The 12,772-nt window shown below is 71.1% G+C and carries 8 protein-coding genes; 6 read left to right on the top strand and 2 right to left on the bottom strand.

The genetic code is table 11. From position 1 onward, the window contains the following. Window positions 1-43 precede the first annotated feature (43 nt). The 4 genes from SHK19_RS20245 to SHK19_RS20230 are packed head-to-tail and all read left to right on the top strand — an operon-like array spanning window position 44 to window position 3,046. Window positions 44-778 (top strand): (Fe-S)-binding protein, encoded by a 735-nt coding sequence (locus tag SHK19_RS20245; RefSeq protein ID WP_322938715.1) that lies wholly within the window; start codon window positions 44-46, stop codon window positions 776-778. Beyond that, window positions 775-2,205, top strand: a complete 1,431-nt coding sequence (locus SHK19_RS20240) for a lactate utilization protein B (protein ID WP_322937287.1) — start codon at window positions 775-777, stop codon at window positions 2,203-2,205. The genes SHK19_RS20245 and SHK19_RS20240 overlap by 4 nt, the downstream gene beginning before the upstream one ends. Continuing rightward, the gene (locus tag SHK19_RS20235) at window positions 2,202-2,816 is read left to right on the top strand and encodes a LutC/YkgG family protein (protein ID WP_322937286.1); all 615 of its coding nucleotides are present in this window, start codon (window positions 2,202-2,204) and stop codon (window positions 2,814-2,816) included. The genes SHK19_RS20240 and SHK19_RS20235 overlap by 4 nt, the downstream gene beginning before the upstream one ends. Then, window positions 2,813-3,046, top strand: coding sequence for a response regulator transcription factor (locus tag SHK19_RS20230; protein ID WP_322454603.1), 234 nt, complete (start codon window positions 2,813-2,815; stop codon window positions 3,044-3,046). The genes SHK19_RS20235 and SHK19_RS20230 overlap by 4 nt, the downstream gene beginning before the upstream one ends. A gap of 3 nt (window positions 3,047-3,049) precedes the next feature. Here SHK19_RS20230 and SHK19_RS20225 read toward each other — a convergent pair whose 3' ends face one another. Both SHK19_RS20225 and SHK19_RS20220 read right to left on the bottom strand, forming a co-directional pair. Beyond that, on the bottom strand, window positions 3,050-4,249 hold the full coding sequence (locus tag SHK19_RS20225; RefSeq protein ID WP_322454604.1) for an RNA polymerase sigma factor: 1,200 nt from the start codon (window positions 4,247-4,249) through the stop codon (window positions 3,050-3,052). Window positions 4,250-4,254: 5 nt separating this feature from the next. After that, entirely contained in the window at window positions 4,255-4,641 is a 387-nt protein-coding gene (locus SHK19_RS20220; RefSeq protein ID WP_322454605.1) for a YciI family protein, read from the bottom strand. Window positions 4,642-4,863: 222 nt separating this feature from the next. Here SHK19_RS20220 and SHK19_RS20215 point away from each other — a divergent pair, with 222 nt between their 5' ends. Both SHK19_RS20215 and SHK19_RS20210 read left to right on the top strand, forming a co-directional pair. Next, window positions 4,864-9,519: a family 78 glycoside hydrolase catalytic domain gene (locus tag SHK19_RS20215; protein ID WP_322454606.1), complete on the top strand. Its 4,656-nt coding sequence runs from the start codon at window positions 4,864-4,866 to the stop codon at window positions 9,517-9,519. Window positions 9,520-9,559: 40 nt separating this feature from the next. Continuing rightward, window positions 9,560-12,769: a family 78 glycoside hydrolase catalytic domain gene (locus SHK19_RS20210; RefSeq protein ID WP_322937285.1), complete on the top strand. Its 3,210-nt coding sequence runs from the start codon at window positions 9,560-9,562 to the stop codon at window positions 12,767-12,769. The last annotated feature ends 3 nt before the right edge of the window (window positions 12,770-12,772 follow it).

Here is a 12,772-nt window from a genome sequence, read left to right as displayed (position 1 = left end):
CATCGACGAGCGACAGAGGAGGTCCGCGGTGCGTGTCGCGCTCATGGTCACCTGCGTCAACGACGCCATTTACCCGGGCACCGGGGCGGCCGTCGTACGCCTGCTGCGGAGACTGGGCGTGGACGTCGACTTCCCGCAGGACCAGGCCTGCTGTGGTCAGCCGATGGTCAACACGGGGTACCTCGACGAGGCGGTCCCGGTGGTCCGCAACTTCGTCGACGCGTTCGCCGGGTACGACGCCGTGGTGACCCCGTCCGGCTCCTGCGCGGGCTCGGTCCGGCACCAGCACGGGCTGGTCGCGAGGCGTGCGGCCGATCCCGTGCTGGCGGGCGCGGTGGCCGACCTGTCGCCGCGCACCTTCGAGCTCAGTGAGTTCCTCGTGGACGTGCTCGGCGTGACCGACGTCGGTGCGTACTTCCCGCACCGGGTGACCTACCACCCCACCTGCCACTCGCTCCGCATGCTGGGCGTCGGCGACCGGCCGCGCCGGCTGCTGGAGGCGGTGCGCGGCATCCGCCTGGTCGACCTCCCCCACGCCGACGAGTGCTGTGGCTTCGGCGGCACCTTCGCCGTGAAGAACGCCGACACGTCGGTGGCGATGGGATCGGACAAGGCCAGGCACGTCCGGGAGACCGGGGCAGAGGTCCTGGTCGCCGGTGACAACTCGTGCCTGATGCACATCGGCGGCCTCCTCTCCCGCAACCAGGCGGGCGTGCGGGTGATGCACCTCGCCGAGGTCCTCGCCTCGACGGAAGCCGATCCCGGAGGCGCCCGATGACGCACACCTTCGTCGGGATGCCACCGTTCCCCGTCGCGGCGCGGGAAGCGCTCGCCGACACTCAGCTTCGGCACAACCTGGGCCACGCGACCGCGACCATCCGCGGGAAGCGCGACCAGGTCGTCGCGGAGGTGGAGAACTGGGAGGAGCTGCGGCTGGCCGGCGCGGCCGTGAAGGACCGCGCGCTGCGCGGCCTCGACCAGCACCTGGTGCAGCTGGAGGAATCGCTGACCGACCGTGGGGCGACCGTGCACTGGGCACGGGACGCGGTGGAGGCCAATCGGATCGTCGTCGACGTCGCGCGGCGTCACAGGGTCGACGAGGTCGTCAAGGTCAAGTCGATGGTGACCCAGGAGATCGGGCTCAACGAGGCCCTCCAGGCTGAGGGCATCGCGGCGTGGGAGACCGACCTCGCCGAGCTGATCGTGCAGCTCGGAGGAGACCTGCCCAGCCACATCCTGGTGCCGGCGATCCACCGCAACCGCGCCGAGATCCGGGAGATCTTCCGCAGCAAGATGGGCGGGGTCGGACGTGCCGCACCGTCGGAGCTGAGTGACGACCCGGCAGCGCTCGCCGCAGCGGCACGCGCGCACCTGCGGGAGAAGTTCCTCCGCGCCCGGATGGCGGTCTCGGGGGCGAACTTCGCCGTCGCCGAGACGGGGACCCTGGTCGTCGTCGAGTCCGAGGGCAACGGCCGGATGTGCCTCACCCTGCCGGACGTCCTCGTCAGCGTGGTCGGCATCGAGAAGGTCGTGCCGACGTGGGCCGAGCTCGACCCGCTCCTGCGGCTGTTGCCGCGGTCGTCCACGGGTGAGCGGATGAACCCCTACACCTCTACGTGGAGCGGAGTCATCCCCGGCGACGGCCCGCAGGAGGTGCACGTCGTGCTTCTCGACAACGGTCGCACGCGGGCGCTCGCCGACGAGGTCGGCCGGCAGGCCCTGCGCTGCATCCGGTGCTCGGCGTGCCTCAACGTCTGCCCGGTCTACGAGCGGGTCGGCGGCCACGCCTACGGGTCGGTCTACCCCGGCCCGATCGGCGCCATCCTCAACCCGCTGCTGAAGGGCACCGGCGACCCGCAGACGGACTCGCTGCCCTACGCGTCGTCCCTCTGCGGCGCCTGTTTCGAGGCGTGCCCGGTGCGGATCGACATTCCCGAGGTGCTGGTGCACCTGCGGTCGAAGGTCGTCGACGGGCACCGCGACGACCGGATCCCCAAGCCCGAGGCGGTCGCGATGAGGTCGGCCTCCTGGACGTTCGCCGGCGGTCGCCGACTGGGGCGGGCCGAGCGGCTCACCCGCCTGGGCATCGGGGTCGGGCGCCGGTTCGGCGCCGCCAGGTGGACCGCGACCCGTGACCTGCCGACGCCGCCGAAGGAGTCCTTCCGCGCGTGGTGGAAGCGGACCGACGGGAGGCTCGACCGATGAGCGCCCGCGACGAGATCCTGCGCAGGGTGCGGTCCGCGTTGACCGATGTCGAGCCCGATCCGGATCCGGTGGCCGCGCCGCGAGGTGCCGCGCCGGCCGACCTGGTCTCGCACTTCGCCGAGCGGGTGGCGGACTACCGGGCGACGGTCGTGCGCTGCACCGCCGACGAGGTCGGGGCAGCGGTGGCTGCCGCGCTCCCGGCAGGTGCGCGCGTCGTCGTACCCCCGGGGCTGCCGGAGGTGGTCGCCGCCCGGCTCAGCGACGTCCGGGTCGACGACGGGCTCTCGGCGGCTGAGCTCGACCAGGTGGACGCCGTGATCACCGGCTGCCGCGTCGCCGTCGCCGAGACCGGGACCATCGTCCTCGACCACGCGCCGGGCCAGGGCCGGCGCGCGCTGACCCTGGTGCCGGACCGCCACGTGTGCGTGGTCCGAGCCGACCAGGTCGTCGCGGACGTGCCGGACGCCGTCGCCGCCCTCGACCCCGGCCGGCCACTCACCTGGATCAGCGGCCCGAGCGCGACCAGCGACATCGAGCTCGACCGGGTGGAGGGGGTACACGGACCTCGGGTGCTGCACGTGATCGTCGTCGGGGAGATCGAGCAACAGTGATCGACCAGCGGCGCAGGAGAGGGTGCGACCAGCCCGGGTGGCGGCCGGGCGACCTCGACATCGAGATCCTGCGGCTGCTGTCGCGCGGCCACACCACCGACGCGATCGCGCGCCGGGTGGGCGTCTCGGAGCGCACGGTACGACGTCGGCTGCGCGCCATCGCGGACGAGATCGGAGTGGAGTCCTCGATCGAGGCGGTCGTGCACGCCGTGCGCGTCGGCCTGATCTGACACTCAGCGGGGGCCGGCTTTGGCGTTGAGGTAGTTCTGCTCGGGGATGGAGTCGGTGAGTGCGGCTGCCTGCCGGAAGTCGGCGACGGCATCGGGCCGGCCCAGGGCTTCGAGCAGGTGGGCGCGAGCGGCGATGACGCGATGGTCTCGCGGGCGGGCCGCCGCGAGTGGCTCGAGCGCGGCCAGGCCGGCTTCGGGGCCCTCGACCTCGCTGAGAGCGATGGCCGCGCCGAGCTCGGCGGCCGGATTGGGCGCGACGGCCAGGAGCATCCGGTAGAGCTCGAGCACCTGGGGCCAGTCGGTCTCCGCGAACGCGGGCGCGGTGGCGTGCACGGCGGCGATGGCGGCCTGCAGCTGGAACGGTCCGACGGGCCCGCGGGGCAGCGCATCCTCGAGGAGCCGGACCGCACGGCCGATCTGGGAGTGGTCCCACGCGTTCCGATCCTGTTGCGCCAGGGGGATGAGTCGGCCGTCGACGACGCGGGTGGAGGCGCGCGCGTCGACCAGGAGCATGAGCGCCAGGAGCCCGGCGGTGTCCGGGTCGCGGGGCACTGCGCGATGGAGCCTCTCGGTGATGCGGATCGCGTCGTCCGTCATGGTCCGGTCGATGACCGTGGAGCCGGACGGCAGCGAAGACCCCGTCGTGAAGATCAGGTGCAGGACGTGCCGGACGGCATGGAGCCGGGCGGGCAGCTGCTCGGGGGGCACTGGTCCGAATCGTGCGCCGGCACTGCGCAGAGTGGCCTTGGCCCGACTGATTCGTTGCGCCGCGGTGGCTTCCGGCACGAGCAGTCCGGCCGCGATCTGACGCGTGGTGAGACCACCGACGGCACGCAGCGTGAGTGCGACCGCCGACGGCGTGGTCAGCGCCGGGTGACAGCACAGGACCAGCATCTGGAGCGAGTCGTCGTGGTCGTGGGCTCGCTGGCTCCACGTGCCGGCCCGTTCCTGCTCGGTCTGGAGCTCACGGCGCGGGCGGGCGGCTTCGGAGCGCTGAGCGTCGACGAGACGGCGAGACGCAACGCGTATCAGCCAGCCTCGAAGATTGGTCGGCATGCCGTCGCGTGGCCACTGCACGGCCGCCGCCAGGAGCGCTTCCTGGGCGGCGTCCTCAGCATCCTCGAGAGCGGCTCCCCGACGCTGGAGGGCGGCGAGGACGTGTGGCGCCTCGCGGCGCCACACCTCCCCGATCGCAGGGTCCACGAGGGTCAGGACTCGCTGTCCGGCCTCATCGTCGGGCGCAGTTCGACCGTGTCGCCGGGACAGGAGAACGCCTCGGCGATCTCCTGGGCACGCTGCTCGGACTCGACGTCGATGAGGAAGAACCCGGCAAGGTGTTCCTTGCTCTCCGAGTACGGGCCGTCCGTGGCTACCGGCTCTCGGTCGTGCCGGAAGATCAAGGAGGCGGTCGGATCGCCGAGAGCGCAGCCGTAGACGATCTCGGCCTTGGCATCGGCGTCACCGAACACGCGCTCCCACCGGCGCCCGAGCTCGTCCTGCCTGTCCTGGGGCAGCGCCTGGTACTCCGCTGTGTGCGCGCTCGTCGGGTGACCCCAGGGCTGGGGATTCGAGTGGATGAGAATCACGAACTTCATGTCGAGGACTCCTCGCGTCGTCGGGGCCGCAGGTCGGCCCCCATCACACGTACGTCGGAGCCATCCCATCAGACTCGACATTGGTCCGTGCCCGCCGAAGGGTCGGCGCAGGACTGGCCGTCCGTGGGCGGGGCACTGGCCGGATCCGGCCAGGGGGTTGTGAGGACGGTCACTGGTTTCCTAGTTTGGGCGCTGAATCGTTTCAGTCCTTTGGGAGTCCTCATGCTGGGTGTCCGTCGTTTCCCTCTCGTCCTCGCGCTGTTGCTCGTGGCCGGACTCACCGTGGCGGTCCAGGTGTCCGTCGCTCCTGCGGCGACGAGCGCCACCTCGGGTATCGAGGTCGCAGCGCTCACCACGAACGGGCGCACGAACCCCCTCGGCATCCCGGGGGAGCCGCCCTCGTTCGGCTGGGCCTCGACCGCCTCCACACGGAGCGTGGTGCAGTCCGCCTACGAGCTTCGGGTCGCTGGCAGCGAGTCGGCACTGGCGTCGGCGGACGTGTGGGACTCGGGGAAGGTGGAGTCCCGCCGCCAGGTCGACGTGGCGTACGACGGGCCCGCCCTCGCCGCGCAGACGCGTTACTACTGGCAGGTCCGCGTGTGGGACGGCACCGGCGAGGTGTCGGCGTGGAGCGAGCCGGCCTGGTTCGAGACCGGCATGTTGTCGGCGTCCGACTGGGGCAGCGCAGAGTGGGTCGGCGCGCCGCCGGGCAACGAGGTCGACCGCTGGACCGACTACACCGCCGAGTTCGACTTCACCATCCAGAACCATGCGTTCGCCGCGTTCATCAGGGCGGCGCAGCCCGGCAACGGCTACATGTGGCAGGTCAGCGTGGCCGACGGCACTCCCCGGTTCCGGCCGCACGTGCGCGTCAACGGCGCCTACCAGCTCCTCGACAACAAGAGCATCTCGTCAGTCGTCTCGGTCGACGAGCTGCTCTCCGGCCAGCACACCATGACCGTGCAGGTCGACGGCAGCACCATCACCACCAGCATCGACGGCGAGCAGATCGACACCCGCACCCACGCCCGTCACGCGAAGGGCTTCGTGGGGTTCCGTTCAGACCACGCCAACGGCAGCTTCGAGAAGTTCACGGTCCTCCGAGCCGAGGTCGTGGCGGAGTCCGGCGAGACCCTCCTCGACACCGACTTCACCAACGGGAACCCGTTCAGCGCGGGCCAGTGGGGCGATGGCGGACTGGTCTTCGACAAGCCGACCGACGCCCTCTACCAGTCCACCGACGCCCACCGCCCGCTGCTGCGCAGGGACTTCTCCACCGAGGACGGCAAGACCGTCACCCGGGCCCGGGTCTATGCGTCCGCCCGCGGGATCTACGAGCTCAACATCAACGGCGAGAAGGTCGGCGACCAGTTCCTGGCCCCCGGCTTCACCGACTACACCGACCGGATCCAGGCCCAGACGTACGACGTCACCGAGCTGGTCTCCTCCGGCGAGAACGTGTTCGGCGCCGAGCTCGCCGATGGCTGGTGGGCCGGAAAGGTCGGCATGTGGGGGCCAGGGGTCTACGGCACCCAGCTGTCGCTGATCGCCCGGCTCCGCATCGACTACTCCGACGGTTCCAGCCAGTGGATCGACACCGACGACACCTGGACCACCCACCATGGGCCGTACGCGTTCACCGACAACATCGACGGCGAGACCTACGACGCCCAGCACGAGCAAACCGGCTGGGACCAGCCCGGGTTCGACGACAGCGGCTGGCGGCCGGTCCGCGTCGTCCCCTCGGCGACCGACCTGTTGGTGCCGCAGGGCGACGAGCCGGTGCGGGCGACCGAGGAGCTTTCGGTGGTCGAGCGCACCGAACCCACCGACGGGGCGTTCATCTACGACCTCGGCCAGAACATGGTCGGCGTCGCCCGGATGGAGCTCCAGGGCGAGGCAGGCGACACCGTCAGGATCCGCTACGGGGAGGAGCTCAATCCCGACGGCACGCTCTACACGGCCAACCTCCGTGCAGCGAAGGTGACTGACTACTACGAGTTCGCAGCCGACGGGACGGTCACCTACGAGCCGAAGTTCACCCAGCACGGATTCCGCTACCTGGAGATCGCCGGCATCGCGACCCCGCCCGCCGCCGAGGACGTGACCGGCGTGGTCTGGGGCTCCGACCTGCCGGCCACCGGCGCGCTCGAGACCTCGAGCCCGATGCTGAACCAGCTCGCCAGCAACATCTCGTGGGGCCAGCGCGGCAACTTCCTGTCGATCCCGACCGACACTCCGGCGCGCGACGAGCGGCTGGGTTGGAGCGGCGACATCAATGTCTTCGCACCCACCGCCAGCTACCTGCGCGACACGCGGGCCTTCCTGTCCAAGTGGATGAGCGACATGGCCGACACCCAGTTCGCCAACGGCGACCTGCCCGGCATCGCCCCCGAGCCGCCCGGGGTCGGCTGCTGCGGCAGCGGGACCGGCTGGTCGGACGCTGGGATCACCGTGCCCTACGCCCTCTGGGACAGCTACGGCGACGCCTCGATCGCCCGCCAGTTCTACCCCGTGATGACGGACTTCATGGACTACCTGCGTGCGCACACCGGCCCCGACCTGATCGACCAGGGTCGCGGCGGCTGGGGCGACTGGCTGCACCTCGACGACCCCACCCCGACCGCGGTCATGGGCACGGCGTACCTCGCTGAGGACGCCCGGATGATGGCGGAGATGGCCGCCGCGCTCGGCAAGGACGCCGACGCGGCCGAGTACGCCGCGCTGTCCGAGGACGCACGCGCCGCGTTCGCCAATGCGTTCATCGATGCCGACGGCACGGTGAGCGGCAACAGCCAGACCGGCTACGCGATGGCGCTCGGCATGGATCTGGTGCCCGACGACCTGCGGGACGAGGTGGGCGCCCGCTTTGTCGCCAAGCTCGCGGCCAGCGACAACCACCTGACGACCGGGTTCCTCGGCACCCCGTGGCTGCTGCCCGCCCTGAGCTCCATCGACCGCGACGACCTCGCTTACACCCTCCTCATGCACGAGGACTACCCGTCTTGGGGCTACGAGGTGGCCAAGGGTGCCACCACGATGTGGGAGCGGTGGAACTCGATCATGCCGGACGGTTCCTTCGGCGACGTCAGCATGAACTCGTTCAACCACTACGCCTACGGCGCGGTCGGAGACTGGATGTACGAGAACGTCGGAGGCATCGCCGCCGACGAGCCGGGCTACAAGCGGTCCCGGATCGCCCCGAAGGTCGGAGGTGGCCTCACCCACGGTGCGGGCGAGCTGAAGACCGTCTACGGCTTGCTGGCGAGCTCGTGGCAGCAGACCGGCGACGGCATCGCGATGCAGGTCACCGTGCCCGTGAACACGACCGCCGAGGTCCACGTGCCCGCCAGGACCCGGTGGGCCGTCACCGAGGGCGGTGCTCCCGCCGGCGACGTCGACGGAATCACCTTCCTCCGGATGGAGGACGGCGTGGCCGTCTTCGAGGTCGGCTCGGGTGACTACGACTTCGCCACGGACCGGGTGCTTGGCAACCTCGGGGACGCGCGGGCCGCCGCCGGGGATCTCGAGGACCTGGTGTCCGGCTTGGACGCGCCGGGGGCAGAGGCCACCGCGGCGCGCGCCGACGAGCTGGCGGCGACCCTCGACGACGCCTGGAGCGCCTACGTGGGGGACGACGAGCGCGCGGCCGTCGCGCACGTCCACCGGGCGCTGGGGATCCTCGGGGACATCGAGCGCTGGACGGCTCTCCAGGTCGAGAAGGACCGGGTCAGCGCCGCCGACGGTGAAGCGGTGCAGGCGCTGATCGACGAGATCGACGCCGCGCTCTCGGCCGCGTCGGGCCGCCTGCTCGGCGCCACCGCGTCCGTGGAGATACCGGTCCGGGAGTGGTTCCCGGGCTCGACCGTGCCGGTGACGGTGGTCGTCGAGAACGGCGGCTCCGCGCCGCTGACCTCGGTGGTGGCATCCCTGACCGCGGGCCCGGGCTGGACGGTCACGCCTGAGCCGGACCCGGAGACCACGGTCGAGCCGGGGGAGACGCTGCGACTCCGCTACGACGTCGCGGTGCCGGAGGGCATCGCCCCCGGAGCGGTGCCGCTCGAGGGCAACCTGTCCTACAAGTACCGGGGCAGCACCGCGCGACTGCCGTTGGCCGCGACGATCGCCGTCGCCCCGCCGGTCATCGTCGAGTCGTTCACGTTGTCCCCGACGCCGGTCGACCCCGGTGAGCAGCTGACCGCGTCGGTGGACCTGGTCAACCGCGCCGACCGGGCGATCGCCGGGCAGGTGGTGGTCACCCCGCCGGAAGGCTGGACCGCTCCCGAGCCCGCGCCGTACTCGCTGGCCGCGGGTGAGGCCTGGACGCTCGAGCTCACCCTCGACGTGCCCCTCGGGGTGACCGAGGGCGAGGCCACCGTCGTCGCCGCGATCGGAGCAACCGATCTCGAGCAGCACACCGCGTCGGTCCAGGTGCGGATCGCCAACCCGCCGGCGGATGCGACCGACCACGTTGACCTCGGGAACGGCTCGTCCGAGTCCGGCCACCGGCTGACGGCGTCGCAGCACTCCGGGACGAGCGTCGAAGCCGGACTGACCCGCCGTTACACGCACTCGGCCTTCCCGGGCGGCTGGTTCGAGTTCGACGTCGCCGTTCCGACCGAGGGAGCATTCGTGGTCCGGGCGATCGAGACCTTCGACGGCGCCACCCGCAAGACCTACGACGTCCAGGCCGACGGTCGCGTCGTCCACCAGCAGGACCTCAAGCGGTCCGCAGGCGGTCACGGCACGATCACCTACCAGTTCGTGGTCGACGAGTCTGACTTGAGCGCGGACGGCACCGTCCGACTGCGCTTCCAGGACACCGGTGCGGACTCCGACCCGTCGATCGCCGACGTGTGGGTGGTCCCGGTCGGCTGACCGGGCCGCCGCCGTTCGTCAAACCGAGGAGAAACCGCCGATGTCGACCCCACAGCGCCGCTGCCTGTCCGTGGCCCTCTCCGTGCTCGCTCTCGTGCTGGGCATGGTCGCCGCCGTCGGTCCGGCAGCCGCAGCGCCGGCCGCGCTTCCCTCGGGCCTCACGGTGGAGCAGCGCACGACGCCGGCGGACGTCGACGACCTGACCGGCCCGATCCTCGGCTGGCAGGTGCCGTCGGCCCGGCAGTCCGCCTACCAGGTGCAGGTCGCCACCTCCCGGTCGGCACTGGCCTCCGGCCGCTTGGTGTGGGACTCCGGCAGGATCGCGTCGGCCGCCAGCACGAACGTCCCGTACGCCGGTCCGGCGCTCGAGCCGGGAGAGGGGTACGAGTGGCGGGTGCGGACCTGGAGCGGTGACGACAAGGCCTCGCCGTGGTCGCTCCCTGCCCACTTCGGTACGGCGCTAGGGGACACCTGGGGCGACAGCCGGCCGATCTGGCTCGGCGCATCCGCGGCCCTCGCGTGGCGCGACTACACGCTCGAGGCGACGTTCTCGATCACCACGCAGAACGCCACGATCGTCTTCAACGCCCAGGACAACGACAACTACCTCATGTGGCAGTTCCGCGGCGACGGGGTCAACCAGCTGGCGCCGCACCAGCGGGTCAACGGCGCGTTCACCCAGCTCAAGACCGTCCCGCTCGGCGTGAGCCTGCAGCGCGGCACCGACTACCGGATCCGGATCGAGGTGTCGGGCTCGACCGTCCGCACCTACCTCGACGGGACCCTGGTCGACACCACCGAGGGCGTGCGCTTCACCACCGGCAGCATCGGCTTCCGCACCGGCGGCAGCGAGCGCAGCACCTGGGACGACCTCAGCGTGACCGGCGCCGACGGCACCGTCCTCTACGACAACGACTTCGAGGCGCCGAGCACCGACTTCCCCTGCGGGACGGTCTCCGGCGGACGGCTCGCGATCGGCACCGGCCAGAACTGCGTGTACGGCGTCGGCGGCACCGACTGGGCGTTCCTGCGCGGCGAGTTCGACACCGCGCCCGGCAAGGAGATTGCGTGGGCGACCGCCTTCGCCACCGGGTCGTCACCGGAGCCGGGCCGCCAGTACGTTTACAAGCTCTGGCTCAACGGCCGGTTCGTCGGCCTCGGACCGACCCGGTCGATCAGCACCGAGACCCGCTACGACGGTTTCGACGTCACCGACCTGGTCCGTGAGGGCGGCAAGAACGCCCTCGGTGCGCTGGCGTGGACCACGCGCGACAAGCGGTTCCAGGCCCAGGTCGTCGTCGAGTACGTCGACGGCAGCCGGCAGACGTTCGGCACCGGTGAGGGCTGGACCACGATGCCCGGCAGCTCGGTCTTCCCGTCGGCGGGCTCGATCGGCACCAGCTACTTCACCGCGCCGAAGGAGAACCTCCAGGCGGCGGCGTACCCCGTCGGCTTCGACATGCCCGGCTTCGACGACAGCGGCTGGCAGCCGGCGACGACGAAGGCGCCGTACGACGCCCTCATGGCGACGCCGACCGACAAAGTGGCCCAGCGCCTCGAGCTGCCGGTCGAGGTCGTCGAGAAGGCGCCCGGGCACTACTTCGTGGACTACGGCCGGACCTGGGTCGGGGGCGTCAGCCTCGACCTCGACGGGACCGCCGGCCAGGTCGTCGACCTGCGGTTCGGCGAGGAGTTGGCCGCTCCCCAGACCGTGCGCTACGCGATGCGCACCGGCAACAGCTACCAGGACCGCTGGACCCTTGCAGACGGACCGCAGCACCTGGAGACCTGGGGCATGCGGGTCTTCCGCTACCTCGAGGTGCTCGGCGCCCCGCCCGGGCTGACGGCCGAGGACTTCCCGGCGCTCGCGCAGGTCTACCCGTTCGACACCGACGGCGCCGTGTTCAGCTCGTCCGACGACGCCCTCAACCAGGTCTGGGAGCTCTCGCGCAACACCGTGGAGGCGACCAACCACAACCTCTACGTCGACTCGTGGACCCGCGAGCGCGAGCCCTACGAGGCCGACAGCTACCTGCAGATGATGGCCAACTTCTTCACGTCGTCGGACCCGACGCTCGGCAACTACTCGATCGACTACCTGCTCACCCGGCGCACCTGGCCGACCGAGTGGCCGATGTACACGATCCTCGCGATGCACGACAGCTACCAGCAGACCGGCGACGTGGCCCAGCTCGAGCGCAGCTACGACCAGCTGGTCCAGAAGCTGCCGAGCGAGTGGGTGGAGCCGTCGACCGGCCTGATCCGCAAGGACTTCCGGTCCAACGGCTGCAGCAGCCAGACCGACTGCGACATCGTCGACTGGCCGACCTCGGAGCGCGACGGCTACGTCTTCCGCCCCTACAACACCGTCATCAACGCGATCGGCTACCGCAGCTTCATGGACATGGCGGCCATCGCCGAGGCGCTGGGGAAGGACACCGACGCGGCGTCGTTCCGGAGCACGGGCACCCAGCTCCGCGAAGCGATCAACCAGTGGTTGTGGGACGACAGCTTGGGCGCCTACCGGGACGGCCTCAACGCCGACCGGACGCCGGTCGCCCATTGGGCCGTCCACGCCAGTGTGTTCGCCAGCGCGTTCGGGGTGCCGGACGACGAGCGAGCCGCGCGCGCCGCCGACTACATCGGCTCGCGCGGGATGCAGTGCAGCGTCTACTGCGCGGCGTTCCTCATCGAGTCGCTCTACAACGGCGATCGCTCCGATCTCGCCCTCGACCTGCTCACCGGCGACGGCACCCGCAGTTGGCTGAACATGATCAACGACGGGGCGGGCGCGACGGCGGAGGCGTGGGACGCCTCCCTGAAGTCGAACATGACCTACTCGCACCCGTGGGCGGCGTCGCCGGCGTACAACCTGCCGCAGGGCATGTTCGGCATCCGGCCGACCACCCCGGGCTACGCCACCTTCGCGGTGCGTCCGCAGCCGCAGTCGGTCGATTGGGCGCACGTGACCCTTCCGACCCTCAAGGGACGGATCGGCGCGGCGTTCCACACCGTCGACGGCCGCACCGACGTCGGGGCCTACTTGCCCGGCAACACGGTCGCATCGGTGCACGTGCCGGCGGGTGACGCCGCCGCGGATGTCGTGTACGTCGACGGGCGGGCGACCCCCGCCGTTCGGGACCGCGGCTACCTGCGGGTGGACGGCGTGACGAGGGGCTGCCACGTCTTCAGCACCACGCCCGGCGGCGGTCCGAAGGACGACGACCGGCTGACCGCGATCTGCCACTGACCA

It is taken from the genome of Nocardioides bizhenqiangii, assembly GCF_034661235.1.
Lineage (GTDB): Bacteria > Actinomycetota > Actinomycetes > Propionibacteriales > Nocardioidaceae > Nocardioides > Nocardioides bizhenqiangii.
The sequence above is the reverse complement of the archived record's forward strand: the minus strand, read 5'-3'. Positions and strand labels throughout refer to the sequence as shown.

Coding starts and splice junctions, on each gene's coding strand:
- SHK19_RS20235 (WP_322937286.1), top strand. CDS start 2,202: ATGAGCGCCCGCGACGAGATCCTGCGCAGGGTGCGGTCCGCGTTGACC.
- SHK19_RS20220 (WP_322454605.1), bottom strand. CDS start 4,641: ATGAAGTTCGTGATTCTCATCCACTCGAATCCCCAGCCCTGGGGTCAC.
- SHK19_RS20210 (WP_322937285.1), top strand. CDS start 9,560: ATGTCGACCCCACAGCGCCGCTGCCTGTCCGTGGCCCTCTCCGTGCTC.
- SHK19_RS20240 (WP_322937287.1), top strand. CDS start 775: ATGACGCACACCTTCGTCGGGATGCCACCGTTCCCCGTCGCGGCGCGG.
- SHK19_RS20215 (WP_322454606.1), top strand. CDS start 4,864: ATGCTGGGTGTCCGTCGTTTCCCTCTCGTCCTCGCGCTGTTGCTCGTG.
- SHK19_RS20245 (WP_322938715.1), top strand. CDS start 44: ATGGTCACCTGCGTCAACGACGCCATTTACCCGGGCACCGGGGCGGCC.